Annotated in this window: 19 protein-coding genes; 9 read left to right on the top strand and 10 right to left on the bottom strand. The window is 71.5% G+C overall.

Annotation, left to right across the window (positions count from 1 at the left end; genetic code table 11):
• Window positions 1–74: 74 nt before the first annotated feature.
• The 3 genes from PSED_RS11390 to PSED_RS11380 form a co-directional block, all read right to left on the bottom strand.
• Window positions 75–776 carry a GntR family transcriptional regulator gene (locus tag PSED_RS11390; RefSeq protein WP_013674387.1) on the bottom strand — a complete coding sequence of 234 codons (702 nt, stop codon included), beginning with the start codon at window positions 774–776 and terminating at the stop codon, window positions 75–77.
• 79 nt (window positions 777–855) lie between these two features.
• On the bottom strand, window positions 856–2,613 hold the full coding sequence (locus PSED_RS11385; RefSeq protein WP_013674386.1) for a sigma-54-dependent Fis family transcriptional regulator: 1,758 nt from the start codon (window positions 2,611–2,613) through the stop codon (window positions 856–858).
• 200 nt (window positions 2,614–2,813) lie between these two features.
• Window positions 2,814–4,001, bottom strand: a complete 1,188-nt coding sequence (locus tag PSED_RS11380) for a M24 family metallopeptidase (RefSeq protein ID WP_013674385.1) — start codon at window positions 3,999–4,001, stop codon at window positions 2,814–2,816.
• A gap of 186 nt (window positions 4,002–4,187) precedes the next feature.
• Here PSED_RS11380 and PSED_RS11375 point away from each other — a divergent pair, with 186 nt between their 5' ends.
• Entirely contained in the window at window positions 4,188–4,346 is a 159-nt protein-coding gene (locus tag PSED_RS11375; RefSeq protein ID WP_158511306.1) for a hypothetical protein, read from the top strand.
• Between the two features lie 176 nt (window positions 4,347–4,522).
• A complete protein-coding gene (locus PSED_RS11370; RefSeq protein ID WP_013674384.1) occupies window positions 4,523–5,116 on the top strand; it encodes a carboxymuconolactone decarboxylase family protein in 594 nt (197 codons plus the stop codon).
• 81 nt (window positions 5,117–5,197) lie between these two features.
• Here the strand turns inward: PSED_RS11370 and PSED_RS11365 are convergent, their stop codons facing one another.
• Window positions 5,198–5,986, bottom strand: coding sequence for an N-acyl homoserine lactonase family protein (locus PSED_RS11365; RefSeq protein ID WP_013674383.1), 789 nt, complete (start codon window positions 5,984–5,986; stop codon window positions 5,198–5,200).
• Window positions 5,987–6,443: 457 nt separating this feature from the next.
• Here PSED_RS11365 and PSED_RS11360 point away from each other — a divergent pair, with 457 nt between their 5' ends.
• The 4 genes from PSED_RS11360 to PSED_RS11345 all read left to right on the top strand — a co-directional run bounded on the left by PSED_RS11360 (window position 6,444) and on the right by PSED_RS11345 (window position 8,825).
• Window positions 6,444–6,614, top strand: a complete 171-nt coding sequence (locus PSED_RS11360) for a hypothetical protein (protein WP_013674382.1) — start codon at window positions 6,444–6,446, stop codon at window positions 6,612–6,614.
• Window positions 6,615–6,735: 121 nt separating this feature from the next.
• The gene (locus PSED_RS11355) at window positions 6,736–7,131 is read left to right on the top strand and encodes a nuclear transport factor 2 family protein (RefSeq protein WP_013674381.1); all 396 of its coding nucleotides are present in this window, start codon (window positions 6,736–6,738) and stop codon (window positions 7,129–7,131) included.
• A gap of 7 nt (window positions 7,132–7,138) precedes the next feature.
• On the top strand, window positions 7,139–7,972 hold the full coding sequence (locus PSED_RS11350; RefSeq protein ID WP_013674380.1) for a mycofactocin-coupled SDR family oxidoreductase: 834 nt from the start codon (window positions 7,139–7,141) through the stop codon (window positions 7,970–7,972).
• A gap of 25 nt (window positions 7,973–7,997) precedes the next feature.
• Window positions 7,998–8,825 carry an LLM class F420-dependent oxidoreductase gene (locus PSED_RS11345; protein WP_013674379.1) on the top strand — a complete coding sequence of 276 codons (828 nt, stop codon included), beginning with the start codon at window positions 7,998–8,000 and terminating at the stop codon, window positions 8,823–8,825.
• A gap of 146 nt (window positions 8,826–8,971) precedes the next feature.
• Here PSED_RS11345 and PSED_RS11340 read toward each other — a convergent pair whose 3' ends face one another.
• Genes PSED_RS11340 through PSED_RS11325 form a run of 4 tightly spaced genes read right to left on the bottom strand, consistent with a single transcriptional unit; the run spans window position 8,972 to window position 13,563 of the window.
• On the bottom strand, window positions 8,972–9,973 hold the full coding sequence (locus tag PSED_RS11340) for a cyclase family protein (protein WP_013674378.1): 1,002 nt from the start codon (window positions 9,971–9,973) through the stop codon (window positions 8,972–8,974).
• Window positions 9,974–9,992: 19 nt separating this feature from the next.
• Window positions 9,993–12,107 (bottom strand): acetate--CoA ligase family protein, encoded by a 2,115-nt coding sequence (locus PSED_RS11335; RefSeq protein WP_013674377.1) that lies wholly within the window; start codon window positions 12,105–12,107, stop codon window positions 9,993–9,995.
• Window positions 12,104–12,424, bottom strand: a complete 321-nt coding sequence (locus PSED_RS11330) for a Zn-ribbon domain-containing OB-fold protein (RefSeq protein ID WP_013674376.1) — start codon at window positions 12,422–12,424, stop codon at window positions 12,104–12,106. The genes PSED_RS11335 and PSED_RS11330 overlap by 4 nt, the downstream gene beginning before the upstream one ends.
• Complete coding sequence (locus PSED_RS11325) at window positions 12,421–13,563, bottom strand: thiolase family protein (RefSeq protein ID WP_013674375.1); 1,143 nt, start codon at window positions 13,561–13,563, stop codon at window positions 12,421–12,423. The genes PSED_RS11330 and PSED_RS11325 overlap by 4 nt, the downstream gene beginning before the upstream one ends.
• A 127-nt stretch (window positions 13,564–13,690) precedes the next feature.
• Between PSED_RS11325 and PSED_RS11320 the strand changes: the two genes are divergently transcribed.
• Both PSED_RS11320 and PSED_RS11315 read left to right on the top strand, forming a co-directional pair.
• Entirely contained in the window at window positions 13,691–15,334 is a 1,644-nt protein-coding gene (locus PSED_RS11320) for a flavin-containing monooxygenase (protein WP_013674374.1), read from the top strand.
• 31 nt (window positions 15,335–15,365) lie between these two features.
• Entirely contained in the window at window positions 15,366–16,214 is an 849-nt protein-coding gene (locus PSED_RS11315) for a mycofactocin-coupled SDR family oxidoreductase (RefSeq protein WP_013674373.1), read from the top strand.
• Window positions 16,215–16,298: 84 nt separating this feature from the next.
• On the opposite strand, the gene PSED_RS11310 is transcribed toward PSED_RS11315, so the two are convergent.
• Both PSED_RS11310 and PSED_RS11305 read right to left on the bottom strand, forming a co-directional pair.
• Entirely contained in the window at window positions 16,299–16,835 is a 537-nt protein-coding gene (locus PSED_RS11310; protein ID WP_086002763.1) for a DoxX family protein, read from the bottom strand.
• A gap of 40 nt (window positions 16,836–16,875) precedes the next feature.
• Window positions 16,876–17,265, bottom strand: a complete 390-nt coding sequence (locus PSED_RS11305) for a YciI family protein (RefSeq protein WP_013674371.1) — start codon at window positions 17,263–17,265, stop codon at window positions 16,876–16,878.
• 188 nt (window positions 17,266–17,453) lie between these two features.
• On the opposite strand from PSED_RS11305, the gene PSED_RS11300 reads away from it, so the two are divergent.
• Complete coding sequence (locus tag PSED_RS11300; protein WP_013674370.1) at window positions 17,454–17,936, top strand: flavin reductase family protein; 483 nt, start codon at window positions 17,454–17,456, stop codon at window positions 17,934–17,936.

Genomic DNA, 17,936 nt, shown 5'->3' with positions numbered 1-17,936 from the left:
GCCGATCCAGTAGCACTGCGAACGGACGAGGGGCCCCGGAGGTGTGTCACCGGGGCCCCTCGTACGACTACCGCTCAGCCCCCGTTGGCCTCGAACGTGGCCACCAGCCGCTCCGTCACTCCGCGGATGTGGACGTCGACGGTGTGGCGCAACTCGGCGGTGCTGCCGGCCTCCATCGCCGCCATGATCGCGAGATGCTCGTCGCAGGACGCCATGGTGTGGGCCTCGAACCGTCCGGCGTAGTTGATGATGCGCTGCAGGCTGCCACGCAGCCGGTGCAGATGGCTGATCAGCAGGCGGTTGCCGCAGTTGGCCACGAAGAGGTCGTGGAAGGCGAAGTCGTTCTCGTTGAACGGCGCGAAGTCGCCCTGTCGGGCCCGGGCGACCTGGTCGTCGAGGCGCTCACGCATGCTCCTGATGTCCGCGGGCGGGATCGCGACGGCCGTCTCCGCCGCCGCCGTCTCCAGAGCCCGGCGCACGCCGTAGACCTCGCGCACGAGCTCGACGCTCAGCGGCGGAACGCTGAACCCGCGCGGCCCCGACGGCTCGAGCAGCCCCTCGTCCTGGAGTCGTCGCACGGCCTCACGCAGCGGGGAACGACTGATCGAGAAGCGGCGTGCGAGGTCGTTCTCGCTCAACGGCACACCAGCGGGCAGATCACCGTCCACGACCCACTGCTTGAGCGCCTCGTACGCCTGGTCCGCCAGCGACGGCGCCTTCCTGGGCGCCCGCCCGCTCAGGTCGAGCGACTCCCAGGCCGGGACGGACGCTGGCATGACGTGCCTCCTCGCTGCGCACCGGTCGTCGGCAACCTACCACCCGGTCGACAGGCGACCGCAGTCCGCCACGGACCGGTCAGCTGCGAAGGCGCACCTCGACCTGGCCGGCATCGGCCAGGCCGTACCTCTCGATCTTGCGGTACAGGCTCGACCGCGAGATTCCGAGCTCCTCCGCCGCGATCACCTTGTTGCCCCGCGAGTTCTCCAGGGCCGCCATGATGGCGTCACGTTCGGCGCGCTCCATCCGGGTCAAGCTGCGCCGGCCTGCTTCCTGGCGGACGTCGAGCGGGAGGTCCGCGACCCGGATGAGGCCACCGCTGTTGCTCAGCGTTCGCTGCACGACGTTCTCCAGCTCGCGCACGTTGCCCGGCCACGTCCGTCGGCCGAGCACCTCGATCGCCTCGGGACTCCAGCGCGCTCGCCGGTCGTGTCCGGCCGTCAGCGCCGAGAGCAGCGTCGGCAGGTCGGCGACGCGGTCGCGCAGGGGCGGCACCTCGACCGTGACGGTGGCGAACCGCTCGAACACGACCTGCAGGACGTCGGGCCCGTTGCGCCGCCTGGTCGTCGTCGCGATCAGCTGCGGCGGGCGCGGGCTCGACGTGAGCATCTCCAGGACCGGTGCGAGGAGCTTCGCGGCCGGGTACCCGATGCCGTCGAGGTGGCGCAGGAGCAGAACCCGGGCGCCGGCGCCCACGGTGCGCACGTCCTCCGCGAGCCGGCCGGGTTCGTCGACGTGAGCGCGACAGTCGACGACGATCAGCGGGTCGAGGTCCGCGTCCGCGCTGGTGAGCCGACGTGCCAGCGTCAACTTGCCGACGCCGGTCTCGCCCGTGATCAGCAGCGGCAGACCGGCCGCGACCGCGTCCGCGCCGGCCTCGGCCGCGGCGGCGAACGCTGCGCACGCGCGTGGGCGGACCGCCGAGCGACGTCGAGGCGGCCGCCCCTGTCGGCGGACCTCGATCAACAGCCCCTCCTCCACCGGAGTCACGTTCACCGGGACCACGGCACCGTCCGCGAGCTCGAGCTCCGTCGCGCCGCCGGGCTGCCGGGAACTGCCGACCTGGTCCCAGAGCTCGGCCGCGTCGAGGTCGGGCAGGAGCGCCGCGGCCGCCGGGTCCGCGATGCAGAGGCGAGGGCTGAGCAGGAGTGACGGCCGATCGCTACGGCGGCGGGCCATGAACTGCTCGAACAGCAGCCGCTCGGCCTTGCCCGTCCGTTCGAGCAGACCTTGGCGGATCTCCTCGATCCCCCAGCGGACGAGTGCGGTCAGGGCCGGATGGATCTGCTGGTCCATCAGCGTGACGTTGAGCGCGCCGGCCGTCCGCCGCGTCACGGGATGCACGATCGGGGCCGCCACACAGGTCATGTCCTGGTGGAGCTCACCCCAGTGCTCCGGACCGCCGATGATCTTGGTCTTTCCGTCCGCGAGGGCGGTGCCGATGCCGTTGGTCCCGACGTGGGCCTCGTTGCAGCTCGCGCCGGGCTCGGCGAGGATCCGTCTCAACGACGTCCGAACCATCTCGTCCGGTATCCAGCTCCGCACGAGCTGTGCCTGCGAGTTCGCCAGGAACACCGCACCCCCGAGCTCGTCGATCTCGGAGGCGAGCCGGTCCAGCACCGGACCCGCGACCATGGCGAGCTCGCTCTTCTCGTCGACCTCGGGCAACGCGGGCAGGTGCACCTCCTCCGGGGACACGCCGCCGCTGCGCGACCGGGCCCACGATGCGGCGATCTCCGGACGGACGGCGGCACGGTAGCGCTCGGGCACGCGGCCCGTGACGACGAACTCGTCGCGAGCGGCGCGGAGTTGGCGAGCGTAGGTGGTGGTGGACATCGTTGGCCTCCCGTCGGCAGGGCACGTGCAACGGCTGTGTCGAATGGCGTGCCGTGCGCTGGAGCAGCAGTTCCGGGCCACCGTCCGGCGCACGCCGCCGCGCCTGGTGGCGGGCGACGAGGAGCGCAATCACGCTGGGCGTGTCGTCGGTCCGTGAGATTGAGTCACCTGCTGACGCCCTGCGCAACAGCCGAGCGAGGTCAGCATTGCGCGACCGACCAGCCACGGGCCCCGTCGCCGAAGGCCCGGTGTCCGTCGTCGGTGACGACGACGGTGTCCTCGAGCTTGATGAAGCCGCGGGTCGGATGCAGCAGCGTCGTCTCGATCGAGAGGACCATGCCCTGCTCGAGCGGCTGGTCACCGTGGTCGTTGGGGTAGGGCACCGGGCCGGTCGCGGTCAGTCGCGGCGCCTCGTGGCTGATGAGCCCCATCCCGTGCGCCACGAAGGACGTGCTGGCGGCGAACTCACCGCGACGGACGACCTCGTCGGCGGCGTGGAAGATCTCCTCGCCCCGGGCGCCCGGTCGGATCGGCCGGCGCGCGGCCTGCTGCGTCTCGTCGACGTGGCCGAGCAGGTCCTGCAGCTCGCCGTCGGGCTCGCCGAGGACCGCCATCCTGGCCAGGTCGCCGATGTAGCCGCCGAGGTTGCCGCCCGAGTCGAGGCACAGCACGTCGCCGCGCCGCCATGCCTGGTCGGACGCGCCGCGGTTGGCGCTGCTGCCCATGCTGACCAGGCAGTACTCGAAGATCAGGCCGCGAGCCGTCTCCTCCCTGCGCAGTGCTTCGACAAGCTCGTGCTTGGTCGTCCCCACACCGTGGCTGCCGAAGACCGCGACCATGGAGTCGACGATCGCCGTCGAGGCCTGCTCGACGAGGGCCAGTTCCTGCGGGGTCTTGCGCGCCCGCAGCCGCTCCAGCGCGAGGTAGCCGTCGGCGACGTCGACCTCGGGGTCCTGGGTCAGCCGCAGGTAGGCGTCGGCCGGCAGGAACGAGGGCTCGATGCCCACGGTGACCGCTCCGGGGCGGACCCTGCGCAGGTGCGCGAGAGCACGGTCGACGGCATCGACCGCGCCCCAGCTCGACAGCTCCACCTCGGAGACCCACAGCGGACGGTTGTCCAGCTGCCAGTCCTCGGTGGCGTTGCCGATGTAGGCCGTCGCCTCCGGACGGCCCCGGACGTAGACGACGACCGGCAGGTACCGGCTCACCCCGATGGCGTCCATGTAGTCGAAGAAGAAGTAGCGATGACCGCCGAGCAGGTACTGCACGTTGTGCTTCGACGTCGCCAACAGCGCGTCGAGCCCGGCCCGCTCCATCAGCTCGTCGAGCCGGCGGTGATCGAACGCGGGTGCCACCGCCGGCGCCGGCGGCGCGGGTGCTGCGGACATCTCGTACTCCTCAGACCGAAATCACGGGCGACTGTCGCCTGTCGACCGACGACACTATGAGCGGCGCCACAGCCCTGTCAACGTGCCCGTCATGTTCCGTTCACGGCTGTCCCAACCTGGGACAACTCCGCCGAGCGGTAGCGTGGCGACCATCGCCGCGCCCCGGAACCGGTTGCGTGCCGTCCCGTGGATCGCCCGCTCCGGCGCCGCCGCGCCCGCAGCACGTCCGTCGAGGAGGACCTGGCCCTGATCCGCGCCGGCGGCGGGTTCGCCGATCTGCGCCGCGGTCGGCCCGTCGACCCGGGCTGCTCGCCGAGCCCCTCGCGCCCCCGGGCGGACCCGTAGCCGGTCCCGACCGCGTGCGGGGTCCACCGCCCGCCGTGGGACGGCTGCCTACCTCTCGTGCTCCGGCGGCCATGTGCCCGAAGTTGGGACACCTCCCCTCGCACCCCCCGGTCCGACGATGGGCCATCGGTCCGGAAACCACCCGGTCCGGACGACGAGGTCGACGAGGAGACAACATGGCTCGGATCGCGCCCGCGGCACCAGAGGTGTACACGCCCCTCATCGGTGACGACGTGCCGCTCGTGATGAAGATCCACGCCCGGGCCACCCGCCCGGAACGGGTCCGGACACTGGTGACGTTCTTCGGCGCGTGGATGACCGACACGTCACTGGCGCCGCGTCTGGTCGAGCTGGTGCGGTTGCGGATCGCCTTCCACAACCAGTGCCGCAGCTGCATGGCGATGCGCTACGACCACGCGACGCTCGACGGGGTCGACGAGGACCTCGTGTGCTCGCTGGAGAAGCCCGAGGAGGCACCGAACCTGACCGACGCCGACCGCGCCGCGCTCGACTACGCGGACCGGCTCGCGACGAACCACCTGTCGATCGACGACACGGTGTACGACGACCTGCGGAAGTACTACAGCGACGGCGAGATCGTCGAGCTGGGCCAGATCGCCGCGATCTGTGTCGGTCTCGGCCGTCTGGACGCGACCTGGGACCTGCGCGACGACCTCCCCGAGCACTTCAAGCAGCAGGGGCCCGCCAGCAGCGGCACGATCGTCACTCCGTGGGGCGGCGACTCGTGGGTCGAGGTCTCACTGGGCTGAGTGCCCGGGATCGAGCTCCCGGACGCGAACGTGGGTGGCACCCGGGCGGTGCCACCCACGTCGTCGTCGGGGCCCGGCCGCTCACTCGTAGCAGTGCGGGGCGTGGCCGTAGGCGGCCCAGTCCTCGGGGTCGTGGGTGATCCACACCGTCGCGTCGGCGGCGTCGCGCAGCAGCTTGAGCCGGCGCAGGCTGCGGACCGCCTGCTCGGTGTTCGAGTCGATCGGGAAGTGGACCTCCTGGTCGAACGCAGCTCGCAGGTGCGCGGTGTCACCGGTCAAGATGAACGTCCGCGAGGGCAGCCGCACCAGCAGGCTCAGCTCTCCCGGGGTGTGGCCGGGGGTGAACAGCACCGTCAGGCTGCCGTCGCCGAAAAGGTCGACGTCGGTGCCCGGGATGTAGTTCCAGTCGAAGTGCCGGGTCGCCTCGATGTCGGCGGGCCGGAAGAACCCGGCGCCGATCCTGGTGGGCCAGAACGAGAACGGGAGCTCGCCCTCGCCCGCGTAGAACCTCGCCTCCGGGAACAGCGACAGACCGCCGGTGTGGTCGAGATGGCCGTGCGAGGCGATGACGTGGGTGACGTCGGTGGTCCTGTAGCCCAGGGCCGCGAGTTGGCGGTCGAGCCGCTGCTCGGGCCTGACCTCCAGCCGGGTCATGGTCGCGAGCTCGCCGTAGACGGCCTCGGGGTCGTCGTGGGCCTCGGGCACCAGGCCGGTGTCGAACAGGACCAGTCCCTTCGGATGCTCGATGAGGTAGGCGGGGAGCGGGACGGTCAGCTCACCGCTGAGCCCGTACATCAGCGTCGAGGCGTCCAGGGTGAAGCTGGGCGAGTCGAGCGCCCACAGCCGCTTGCACGTTGCGGAGGACGGCATGGTTCTTCCTTTCGCCTGATCTCGGCGCGGGATCGGTCGGGGAGCCTCCCCGATCCGGGTGAGGACGCGGGAGACGGCATCCGTCGGTCCCGGTCACGGAATCTGCACCGTAGGCGGGCGCCGCGCGGGAATGGTGTGTGATTTCGGGACACCGGCGCGATTCCGGTGTGCCAGAGTGGCACAGGTCCGCAATCGGCGGCGCTGTTCTCCTGTGAGGATGGCCATCCTCGTCGACTATTCGTGCCCCACCTGCGCAGGCCGGTTCGAGAGCTGGTCCGCCGCTCCTCCGCCCGCCACCCGGACCTGCCCGGCCTGCGGCACGCCGGCCCGCCGCGCGTGGTCACCTGTCGGTCTGAGCCGTGGCGCTGCCGGCGGCGGAGAGAGGCGACGGCCCCCGCTGACACCGCCCGAACAGTCCCTCTGCGCCCGGAACCCCGATGTCCTCGGGCTCTGCCACATGACCCCGGAGGCCGGTCGGGCGTGGGTCGCCCGGGTCCGCGGCGACAACCGGACACTCGAGCGCGAGCTCGCCGCACAGGAGGCGGCCGCAGCCGTGCGAACCCCGAAGCTCGAGGACGTCCTCAGCCACAGCCATTCCAGGCCGGCCACCCCCGCACCCGCCGAGTGACCGGGCGGACCGGCGCGCTTGTCCCAAGGTGGAACAACAACCCCCGGAACGCGACTCCTAGCGTCGGTCGTCGGACAGCCGACCACGGCCGGACATGGCGACGAGCGAAAGGTGGCAACTGATGAGTGAGGCCGACAGGCAGGTCGTGAAGGGATTCGTCGACGCCTTCATCCGGGGCGACCTCGAGGACGCCCTGACCAGGCTCGCCGACGACGCCGTCGTCGACGAGGCCGATGGCATGGACTTCTCCGGGAGGTTCACCGGCCCCGCCGGATTCGTGAAGCTGATCGAGAAGATGACGGCCGGCGTCGAACCTCGCATCGACGAGAACTCGCTGATCGACGGTGGAGACGTGATCGTCTCCCGGCTGGACATGACCTTCACCTCGCGAGGTAGCGGCCGTTCGCTGGCGACCCGCGTCACCGAGATCTACACCGTCCGCGACGGCAAGATCGTCGGTCTGGACTCGTTCTACAAGGACCCGGTCGCGATCAACGCTCTCTACAACGAGAAATGAGCTGACGATGGCAGGAAGGCTGGAGGGCAAGCTCGCCCTCATCACCGGTGGTGCCCGCGGGCAAGGCCGGTCGCACGCCGTCCGGCTCGCCCAGGAGGGCGCCGACATCATCACCGTCGATCTCTGTGGTCAGGTCGACACCATCGAGTATCCGATGTCCACACCGGAGGACCTGAAGGAGACGGTTCGCCTCGTCGAGGCGCTCGACCGTCGCATCGTCGCCACCCGGGCCGACGTCCGCGAGTACGCCGAGCTCGCGCAGGCCGTCGACGCGGGCGTCGCCGATCTCGGCCGCCTCGACATCGTCTGCGGCAACGCGGGCATCGTGAGCCTCGGGATGGTCCACGAGCTCTCCCTCGAACAGTGGAACGACATGATCGGTGTCAACCTCACCGGTGTCTTCCACACGTGCAAGGCCGCGATCCCGCACATCATCGCCGGAGGTCGCGGTGGCTCGATCACACTGACCAGCACCGCGGTGGCGCTGCGCCCGGTCCAGGGCGCGGGGCACTACATCGCCGCCAAGCACGGCGTCATCGGGCTCATGCAGACCCTCGCGCTGGAGCTGGCGCCGCACTTCATCCGGGTGAACACGATCCACCCGACCAACTGCGACACGGACATGATCCAGAACCCGGCGCTGCGCAAGGCCTTCGTCCCCGATTCGGAGAACCCGACCCGCGAGGAGAGCGTGCCCGCCTACACGGCCCTCAACGCACTCCCCATCCCGTGGATCGAGCCACGCGACATCTCGAACGCGATCGCGTTCCTCGCGTCCGACGAGGCCCGCTACATCACGGGCATCTCGCTTCCCGTCGACGCCGGGTTCCAGCGGGTCTGACGAACCCATTCACCGAGGAGACGACATGAAGATCGGCATCGGGGCGTTCGTCGCCGACGGGGCCATCCGGCCCGACGTCCTGGGACGCGCCGTCGAGGAACGGGGGTTCGAGTCCCTGTTCGTCACCGAGCACTCGCACATCCCGGTCAGCCGGGAGTCACCGTTCCCGCTGGGTGGGCCCATGCCGGACTATTACGCCCGGCTGCTCAACCCGTTCGTCGCACTCACGGCGGCCGCCGTGGTGACGTCCCGGATCACCCTCGGCACGGGCATCGCGCTGATGACCCAGCGCGACGTCATCTACACCGCCAAGGAGGTCGCGAGCCTCGACGTCGTCTCGGACGGCCGGGTGCTGTTCGGCGTGGCTCCCGGCTGGAACAAGGAGCAGATGCGCAACCACGGCACGGACCCGAGCACCCGTGGCGCGCTGCTCGACGAGCAACTCCAGGCCCTGCGAGCGATCTGGACCCAGGAGGAGGCCGAGTTCCACGGCAGATTCGTCGACTTCGACCCGATCTGGTCATGGCCGAAGCCGGTGCAGAAGCCGCTGCCGCTCTACGTCGGCGGCTGGGGTCCCGCGGCCGCCAGACGTGCCACCGTGCACGGCGACGGCTGGCTGCACGGCGGGGCTCTCGACCCCGACGGGGTCAAGGCGCAGTTCGAGATGCGCGCCGAGTACGCCCCCGGGGCCCCGATGAGCGTCTTCGGCGCCGACGGCGACGATCTCGCCGTCCTCGACGCCTACCGCGACGGGGGCGCCGAGCGCGTCGCCGTCGTCCTCGAGCCGGCGTCGGAGAGCGACAGCCTCGCCCGGCTCGACGAGCTCGCCGGGCTGGTCCGGCGCTACGGCTGAGTTCTCTCCGACACGGCCGCCGTCCCCCACCGGGGACGGCGGCCGCGGCATGTCCGGACCGGGCGCCGGCCCCTGTGCCGGGTGTCGAGCTCGACCCGGGGTCGCGCAGGGCCCGGCGCAGCGGAGGCGGGTCGGGGTCGCGGTCGTCAGCGGATCGCGACGGCGTTGCTCGGCGAACCCACGCCGCCGGTGAGGTTGAGCGGCGTCGCGACGAGCATGCAGTCCCAGCGGCCGTCGGCGGCGCAGGCGGCCGCGAGCTCGTCGAGCGCCCACAGCTCGCCGAGGACCATGCCCAGCAACGGGATCAGCACACGATGCATCAGCCCGCTGTGCGGGATCCGGTCGGTACCGGCGCGCTCGGCGGCGGTGAGGAACGGCGAGTCCTCGGGCGCGGGCCACGCCTCGACGGCGAACGTGTCGCTCGCGACGACCGCGAACCTGTTGTCCCACAGCCACTCGACAGTCTCCAGGGACGCCGCCAGGCCGGAGGCCCGCAGCGGTGTGAGCGCGCGCCTGCCGTCCGGGTCGAGCTCGCGGAGGTAGTGGTGCCCCCAGCCGGTGCGGACCATCAGGATGTCGCCCGGTCGCAGCTCGACGCCCTGCCCGGCCGCCGCCTCGACGACCGTTGCGACCTCGATCGGCTCACCGGCGTCGTGGTCGATGAGGTGGCCGCGAGCCCGCAGGTGGGCCTCGACGTCGACCAGCACCCCGCGCCCGACGATGCCGTGCTCGGAGTAGCGGTTCACCCCGAGCGTCGGCAACCCCGGCTGCAGGCGGCCGGGATCGGTCCCGTTGTAGAAGCCGTGCTCGGGATGGGCGAAGTGGCGCAGCCCGTCGAGCTGGCTGCTGCCCTGGGTGTAAAAGCCGTCGAGGTACTCGTCGCGGTGATGCTCGTTCGCTCCGAACATCGTGTGCCGCAGCAGCTTGCGGGCCGGCGCGGGTGGCGGGTCGAACGCCTCGAGCGGGTGGTCCAGCCGGATCCGCTCCCCCGTGCGCACGAGCGCCGCGGCGTCGCGGACCCGTTCGGGCGTGAGGTGGTTGAGAGTGCCGATCTCGTCGCCGGCGCCCCAGACCCCCCACGCGGAGCCGGGAGGAGCGTCCGTCCGCGCGAGGAGCTGGGCGTAGGTCGGGAACGTAGGGTCGGTCATCGGCTGATCGTCGCCCGGATCAGAGCTCCGCGCCGCCGTCGACGAGCACGAGCGCGTCGACCGCGACCGCCCCCGCGCCGACACCGCGGTGCAACATCACCGGGTTCGCGTCCACACTCGCGATCCGCGACCCGGGCCGCACCATCTCCCGACCGAGCCGCACGGCCATGTCGACCCACGCGTCCACGTCGGCGGCCGCGTCCCCGCGCACCGGGCCCAGCAGTGGCGCCATGCGCAGCGAGGCGACCGCCGCGCGCGCGTCGGCGGCGGTGAACGGGGGCAGGAGCACCCGGACGTCGGGCACGGCCTCGACGCCCGTCCCGCCGGCGCCGAGCACGACGACCGGCCCGAACGACGGGTCGAGGTGCGCACCGACCATCACCTCGAGTGCGCCCCTGACCATCGGCGCGACGAGCACCGCGCCCTCGGCGACCCCGTTGCGCGCCATGATGTCCACGACGTCGCGGGCGGCCCGCGCGACCTCCTCGGCGTCGGTCAGGCCGAGCCGCACCAGGCCCAGGTCGGACTTGTGAGTGATCGCAGCGGTACAGCCCTTGACGACGACGGGCACGCCCCCGAGCGCGTCGAACGCCGCGACGGCCGCGTCCGCGTCCGCACAGCGCGTGGCGGCGACGGTCGCGAGGCCCAGCGCAGCGAGCGCGGCGAGGCTGTCGGCCTCGTCGAGGGTGTGCACCGAGGCCCCGGGGCGGCGCGTCGAGAGCCGGCCGCGGCCCGGAGCAGCCGCGGCGATCTCGCCGTGTCGCCTCACCTGCGCCAACGCCGCGACGGCGGCGCCCTCGTCGTCGAACACGGCGAGCCCTGCGTCGCGGAAGACGGCACCCACGTCGGGCTGGGCGATCGCCACCGCCACCGGAACGCCGCTGTCCTGCGCGAACGCGCGCACGTCGGCGGCGATCGTCGCGACGTCGTAGCCGCGGCCGGCGACCGGGATGCCGACGACGCACGCGTCGACCCCGGGGTCCGCGCCGATGACCGGCAGGACCTTGCCGAACAGGCTGCTGTCGGTCATCAGGGCGGCGGTGACGTCGACGGGGTTCGCGGTCGCCGCGAACGCCGGCAACGCCGCGCCCAGACGCTCGCGGCTGTGCGTGGTGAACGTCGCCAGGTCCAGGTCGTGGTCGGCGGCGGCATCGGCGGCCAGCACACAGATCGCGCCGGAGTTGCTGACGATCGCGAGCCCCTGTTCCCCTGCGGCGGGCGAGCGGGGCTGTGCGGCACCCTGGAGGTAGAGGTCGACCGCGGCGGTCAGGTCCGCGGAGTGCCGGGCCCGCCAGATGCCGAGCCGTTCGAAGAAGGCGTCGACGACGCGCGTCTCGTTCGCCAGCGCCCCGGTGTGCGAGGCGGCGGCGCGCCGGCCACCGGCGCTGCGCCCGCCCGCGAGCGCGACGACCGGCACGCCGCGGCTCGTCGCCACGTCGGCCAGCTCCTCGACCGCGGCCGGGTGCCGGATGTCCTCGAGGTAGAGCACCAGGAGCCGGACGGCCGGGTCGGCCACGACCGCCGCGGCGAGCTCGGCGGCGCTGACGTCGGCGTCGTTACCCGTCGCGTGGGCGTACCGCACGCCGACCCCCCGCCGGCGCAGGACCCCGTAGGGCACCGAGCACATCGCTCCGCTCTGGCTGACGACGGCGACCGGCCCGTCGGCCGGCGGCAGCTCGGTGAACATCGTCGAGAAGCCGAGCACCGCTCCGGACCCGAAGCTCGCGAGACCCTGGGTGTTGGGGCCGACGATGCGCATCCCGGTTCGGCGTGCGGCGCGCAGCATCTCCTCCTGACAACGGCGGCCGTCGGGATCGGGCGTCTCGCCGAACCCCGAGGACATGACGACGCAGCCGCGCACCCCGAGCCGCGCGCAGGTCTCGACCGCGTCGACCGCAGCCTGCCCCGGGACCGCGACGACGGCGACCTCGGGAACCTCGGGCAGGCTGTCGACCGATCCGAACGCGGGCAGGCCCTGGATCATCGGACGGCTCGGGTTGACCGGGTAGAGCGCGCCCCGGTAGCCGAGCGTCGTCATGTACTCGATCGGCCGGCCGCCGATCTTGTCGGGGTTGTCGGAGGCGCCGATCACGGCGACCGACCCCGGGGTGTGGAAGAACGACAGGTCGGTCACGTGCTCTCCGCCTCGAAGTAGGGCACCGCGACGGGCTCGCCCGCCTCGGCGTGGAACGTCAGCCGGACGGCGGTGCCCGGCCGCAGCGTCGGGTCGCAGCGGCCCAGCACCCGCACACCCTCGGAGAGGTCGACGAGTGCGATCGCGCCCCGGTCCCCCACCGTCGTCGCGGTCACGCGGCCGCCGCCCTCGCTGATGCGTTCGTTCACCGGCCCGCCGCAGCGCGGGCAGCATTCGCGGCGCAGGTACCAGCGGTGACCGCAGTCGTCGCACCCGCTCACGACGACGCGCGGCTCGCCGTCGGTCCAGTCGTTCACGCTGCACCTCCCGATGTGCGCAGGACAGCGGTGACGTGCGCGGACATGACGCCGCCGTCGGCGTGCACGAGGCCCTGCGCGGCGCCGCCGACCTGTCGGTCACCCGCCTCGCCGCGCAGCTGCAAGACGACCTCGACCAGGTGCGCCATCCCGCCTCCGACGCCGCAGTGTCCGTAGGACAGCAGCCCGCCGTGGGTGTTGACCGGCGTGGGGCCGTCGAGGTCGAAGCAACCGTCGGCTGCCGCGGCCCCGGCCCGTCCGGGCCGTGCGAGTCCGAGTTCCTCGAGCAGGAGCGCGAGGGTGATGGTGAAGCTGTCGTAGATGCCGAAGACGTCGACGTCGTCGATCTCGACGCCGGCCGCGGTCAGCGCCCGCCCGGCCGACAACCGGGCCCCGAACTCGTGCGGATCGGCCTCGCTGATGTGCTGGTGCAGGTGGGCCTGTCCCGTACCCGCGATCTCGACGTCACGCGCCGAGCCGCCGGGCCCGACCAGGACCGCGGCCCCGCCGTCGGAGATCGGGCAGCAGTCGAGCAGATGCAACGGCGCGGCGACCGGGCGGGAGGCCACGACGTCGTCGACGGTGACCGGCTCGCGGAACTGTGCGCCGTCGCGGCGGGCCGCGTGGGCGCGCATCGCGACCGCGAGCGGAGCCAGCCCGTCGCGCGGGTCGAGGCCGTGCTCGTGCAGGTACGCCGAGGCGAGGAGCGCGTAGTACTGCGGCACGGTCGCCCCGATCGGCACCTCGTAGCGGCGGTGGCCGACCTGCGCGAGGGTGCTCGTCGAGACCTGCGTGCTCTGGCCGCTGGCCCTGTCCTCCCCGGCGACGACGAGCACCGTCGAGGCAGCACCGGAGTCGACCAGGGACGCCGCCTGCGCGACCATCGCGAGCCCCGTCGCGCCGCCCACGGCCGCGCCCAGCGCGACCCTCGGTGTGATTCCGAGGTACTCCCCCAGCAGGTTCGCCGGCATCAGGTGGTCGAGCGTCGTCGCATACCCCACGATCAGGCCGTCGACGTCCTGCGGGCGCACCCCGGCATCGGCCATCGCGAGCCTCGCCGCGGTCGCCTGCCAACCCGACGCGTCCCTGCCCGGCAGACGACCGAACGCGGTCAGCCCGGCTCCCCGAATCCACGCCATGTTCCCCTCCCTCCGTTGCGCCGACCGTAGGCAACCGCGGCGCCGGGCACTTGTACGAATCTGGAACACGGGCCACGTACCGAATTGGGACAGCACGCTGTGACGGGCGTCGCTGACGATCGGTGCCATGAGCGGACCGACCGACAACCGAGACGGCGTCGAGCCGGTCGAGCTGGATGCCGTCGTCATCGGCACCGGCTTCGCCGGACTCCTCGCCCTTCACGTCCTGCGCAACGATCTCGGCCTCGACGTCCGGGCCTTCGACGACGCGCCCGGCGTCGGGGGGACCTGGTACTGGAACTGCTACCCCGGGGCCCGCGCCGACACCGAGGTCACCGCGTACTGCTACTCGTTCGACCGGGACCTCTTCGACACGTGGCAGTGGAGCGAGCGCTACCCGCGTCAACCCGAGATCCTCGCCTACCTCAACCACGTCGCCGACCGCTACGACCTGCGCCGCAGTATCACCCTCGAGACCCGGATCCTCAGCGCGACGTTCGACGAGGACGTCAACCGCTGGCTCGTCGTCACGGATGCGGGCGAGCGGCTGGCCGCCCGGTTCCTCATCGAGGGCGTCGGCCTGCTGTCGTCGACGAACATGCCGGCCTTCCCCGGCCAGGGGAGCTTCACCGGCGAGATCTTCCACACCGCCCGCTGGCCGCAGTCCGGCACGAGCTTCGCGGGCAAGCGCGTGGGCGTCATCGGCACCGGCTCCAGCGGCGTGCAGGTCATCACCGAGATCGCGCCCGAGGCCGACCATCTGACGGTCTTCCAACGCTCGGCCCAGTACAGCGTCCCGGCGCGCCACGGCGCGATCGACGCGGACTTCCTCGCCTCCATCCGTGCCGACTACGAGGGCTACTGGCAGCACGTGCGCAACTCGATCACCGGCTTCGGCTTCGCGGAGAGCACCACGCCGGCGAGCGCCGTCAGCGACGAGGAGCGTGAGGCGGTCTTCGAGAAGTGGTGGGACCACGGCGGGGGCTTCCAGTTCATGTTCGCCACCTTCAGCGACATCGGCGTCGACCTGTTCGCGAACAACGCGGCGACCGACTTCATCAAGCGCAAGATCGCCGAGACCGTCACGGACCCGGAGACCGCGCGCATGCTGACGCCGACCGACCTCTACGCGAAGCGCCCGCTCTGCTGCGACGGCTACTTCGAGACCTACAACCGCGACAACGTCGCGCTCGTCGACGTCAGGTCCGACCCGATCGTCGAGATCACCCCGCGCGGTGTCCGGACGACGAACGCCGAGTACGACCTCGACGTGATCGTGTTCGCCACCGGCTTCGACGCCGTCACCGGCAATACGCTCAAGATCGCACACACCGGCCGCGGCGGCGTCGACCTCGCCGACCACTGGGCGCACCGGCCGACGACGCACCTCGGGCTGATGACCAGCGGCTTCCCGAACATGTTCATGATGTTCGGGCCGATGGGGCCCTTCACCAACCAGCCGCCCGCCGACGAGGTGCAGATCGAGTGGATCGCCGACGCGATCCGGCACCTGCAGAAGACCGGCATGGACACGATCGAGCCCGCGGCCGAGACCGAGTCGGCGTGGGTCGCGACCTGCGACGAGATCGGGAACTCGACGCTGTTCCCGAAGGCCGACTCGTGGATCAACGGCGCCAACGTCCCGGGCAAGCCCGTCACGATCATGTTCTACATGGCCGGTCTCGGCGCCTACGCCGAGCGGCTGCGCGAGGCCAAGGACAACGACTACCCAGGGTTCCGCTTCACCGCGCCCGCCCGCACCCCCGCCTGACCGCCCACGATTCCCAACCAGGAGGACCGTCATGGGAAAGCTCGACGGCAAGGTCGCACTGATCACCGGCGCAGGGCGCGGTCAGGGCCGCTCGCACGCCCTGACCTTGGCCCGTGAGGGCGCCGACATCATCGCGGTCGACGTGCCGGGCAGTGTCGAGAGCATCGAGTACGAGCTCTCCGGCAGCGACGACCTGGCCGAGACCGTCAAGGGGGTCGAGGAACTCGACCGCCGCATCATCGCCGTCGAGGGCGACGCGCGGTCGCAGGAGGCACTGGACGGGGCCGTCGCCGCCGGCCTGTCCGAGTTCGGCCAGATCGACATCCTGGTGGCCAACCACGGCGTGCTGAGCATCGAGAACTTCTGGGAGATGAGCGAAGAACGCTGGACCCAGATGATCGACATCAACCTGTCCGGCATGTGGCGGGCGGCCAAGGCCGTCGCCCCGCACATGATCGAGCGGGGCCGGGGGGCGATCTGCATGACGGCCTCGATCAACGCGATCGAGACCGGCCCCGGCTACACGCACTACAACGTGTCGAAGGCCGGGGTCGTCATGCTGATGAAGAACGTCGCGCTCGAGCTCGGCGGCTACGGCATCCGCTGCAACGCGATCTGCCCGGGAGCCGCGAACACCAAGATCGTGGACTGGCAGGGGCTCTACGACAACCTGATCTTCCCCGGCGCCGGCCACTCCGATCTCTGGGACGCGACGAGGAACTGGACCGCGCTGAAGGACCGGCGGCTCCTGGACCCCCAGACCCTGTCCAACGGCGTCCTGTTCCTCGTGTCCGACGACGCCAAGGACATCACCGGCGTGGCCCTGCCGATCGACGCGGGCCACCTGATCCTGCCCGGCTACAACCACACTCCCGGCTGAGAGCGGTGCGGCGGGCCGTCCCGGACGGCCCGCCGCCCAGGTCGCCCGGTCTGGGACGACCCGTGTGGCGGGGTGCGGCGTCGGTCAGCCGGTCCTGGCCACGCGGGTCTCCGGCCGCAGCTCCCGGCGGGTCCGCACGATCGGGAACGCGGCCACCACGATCGCGACGGCCGCTGCGATCGCGCCGACCCGGACGTCGGCCTCGAGCGTCGCGAGCCCGAGGACGGCATCGACGGAGTACCCACCGGGACCGGTGAAGCCGACCGTCGCCACCACGACCGCGAGCACCAGCGGGTACTCCCCTCCGCCGCCCGTGTTCCACCGCGAGCCCGACCTCATGGTCGACGCGGCCCCCGCGACCAGCATCGTGCCGGTCCCGACGGCCACGCCCACAGGCGTCGCGATCCCGAGGGCGAGCAGGACCGCGGCGACGAGCTCGCACAGCGACGCGAGCACCGCCATCCGCCGTCCCGGACGCTGGCCCAACGCCTCGAACACCGTCGTCGCCCCGCCGAGTCCCGGCCCGTGGAACCATCCGAGCAGTTTCTGGGTGGCGTGCGCGAAAAGGACGAACCCGAGCAGGGCTCGAACGACCAGAAGTCCGATGTCCGGTCCCATCATCTTCTCCTCGACTCTCGGCGGGCTCGGCCTCCGACCCCGTTCACAGGATTTCGAACCGGGTGTCCGACAGCGTCATCCGCACGTCGAACGAGCCCTCGTTGAGCTGCCACGGGACGATTCGGTACGACCGCAGGCCCTGGGAATGGAACGGGTCGCGATCGGCGATCTCCTTCGCCTCGGCGATCGACCCGGCGCGCAGGACGAGCAGCCCCGAGCCCGAGTAGCGGTAGTCGTCGCCGAGCATCGGGCCCGCGAAGAGCAGCTGGGCCGACCTCTCGATGTCGGAGAGCCACTGCTTGTGCGAGTCGAGGTTCGGCCGGATGTCCTCGTCGGAGGACACTCCCTCGGCCGGCTCGGTGAAACAGAGGAATACCACCTTCTGGGCACCGGAATGGCGCTCGTCGGGCCGTGCCGAAATGTTCTCACTCATGTCCGACTCCTTTCGTCCGACGACCGTGGTCCGGCGTCGTTGTTCCGTCGATGCGGTGCTCCGAGCCGGCCGCCGGCCCGGAAATCACGTGTTCACGCGATGTGAGGTACGCGGCATCGGGGCAAGGTCGCACCGACCCAGTCGAGACAGGTCGGTCGATGCCACGACCACACGTTCCGGAGGTTCCAGTGCCCGCTTCGCCTCTCACCGACGAGACCGTCGCCTTCCGGGCGACGATGTCGCACCTGCCCTCGGGCGTCTCGGTGATCACCACCCGGGCCGGTGACCTGCCCGTCGGCATGACGGCCAGCTCCGTCACGGCGCTCTCCCTCGATCCGCTGCAGTTGCTGGTCTGCGTGGGCAACCATCTCTTCACCCGGAAGGCGATCTCCACCCACGGTCGCTTCGGTGTGAACGTGCTCGGTGAGGCCTCCGGGGACCTCGCCCGCCGGTTCGCCGCGAAGGGCGACCGCTTCGCGGGGGTCGAGTACGACGAGCAGCACGGCGTCCCGATGCTCCGCGACGCGCTCGCGAGCGTGGTCTGCGACGTGGCCACCGAGGTGGCCAGCGGCGACCACACGATCTTCGTCGGCGCCGTGCGCACGTTCGAGCACCACGGCGCCGGTCGCCCGCTCGTCCATTTCCGCGGTGAGTTCGGCCGGATCGCCTGA

The sequence above is a fragment of the Pseudonocardia benzenivorans CB1190 genome (genome assembly GCF_000196675.2).
GTDB classification, from domain to species: domain Bacteria; phylum Actinomycetota; class Actinomycetes; order Mycobacteriales; family Pseudonocardiaceae; genus Pseudonocardia; species Pseudonocardia benzenivorans.
The sequence above is the reverse complement of the archived record's forward strand: the minus strand, read 5'-3'. Positions and strand labels throughout refer to the sequence as shown.

Bases quoted from the DNA above. Each gene is read 5' to 3' on its own strand.
- PSED_RS11390 (WP_013674387.1), bottom strand. From the start codon at position 776: ATGCCAGCGTCCGTCCCGGCCTGGGAGTCGCTCGACCTGAGCGGGCGG.
- PSED_RS11385 (WP_013674386.1), bottom strand. From the start codon at position 2,613: ATGTCCACCACCACCTACGCTCGCCAACTCCGCGCCGCTCGCGACGAG.
- PSED_RS11380 (WP_013674385.1), bottom strand. From the start codon at position 4,001: ATGTCCGCAGCACCCGCGCCGCCGGCGCCGGCGGTGGCACCCGCGTTC.
- PSED_RS11370 (WP_013674384.1), top strand. From the start codon at position 4,523: ATGGCTCGGATCGCGCCCGCGGCACCAGAGGTGTACACGCCCCTCATC.
- PSED_RS11365 (WP_013674383.1), bottom strand. From the start codon at position 5,986: ATGCCGTCCTCCGCAACGTGCAAGCGGCTGTGGGCGCTCGACTCGCCC.
- PSED_RS11360 (WP_013674382.1), top strand. From the start codon at position 6,444: ATGACCCCGGAGGCCGGTCGGGCGTGGGTCGCCCGGGTCCGCGGCGAC.
- PSED_RS11355 (WP_013674381.1), top strand. From the start codon at position 6,736: ATGAGTGAGGCCGACAGGCAGGTCGTGAAGGGATTCGTCGACGCCTTC.
- PSED_RS11350 (WP_013674380.1), top strand. From the start codon at position 7,139: ATGGCAGGAAGGCTGGAGGGCAAGCTCGCCCTCATCACCGGTGGTGCC.
- PSED_RS11345 (WP_013674379.1), top strand. From the start codon at position 7,998: ATGAAGATCGGCATCGGGGCGTTCGTCGCCGACGGGGCCATCCGGCCC.
- PSED_RS11340 (WP_013674378.1), bottom strand. From the start codon at position 9,973: ATGACCGACCCTACGTTCCCGACCTACGCCCAGCTCCTCGCGCGGACG.
- PSED_RS11325 (WP_013674375.1), bottom strand. From the start codon at position 13,563: ATGGCGTGGATTCGGGGAGCCGGGCTGACCGCGTTCGGTCGTCTGCCG.
- PSED_RS11320 (WP_013674374.1), top strand. From the start codon at position 13,691: ATGAGCGGACCGACCGACAACCGAGACGGCGTCGAGCCGGTCGAGCTG.
- PSED_RS11315 (WP_013674373.1), top strand. From the start codon at position 15,366: ATGGGAAAGCTCGACGGCAAGGTCGCACTGATCACCGGCGCAGGGCGC.
- PSED_RS11310 (WP_086002763.1), bottom strand. From the start codon at position 16,835: ATGATGGGACCGGACATCGGACTTCTGGTCGTTCGAGCCCTGCTCGGG.
- PSED_RS11305 (WP_013674371.1), bottom strand. From the start codon at position 17,265: ATGAGTGAGAACATTTCGGCACGGCCCGACGAGCGCCATTCCGGTGCC.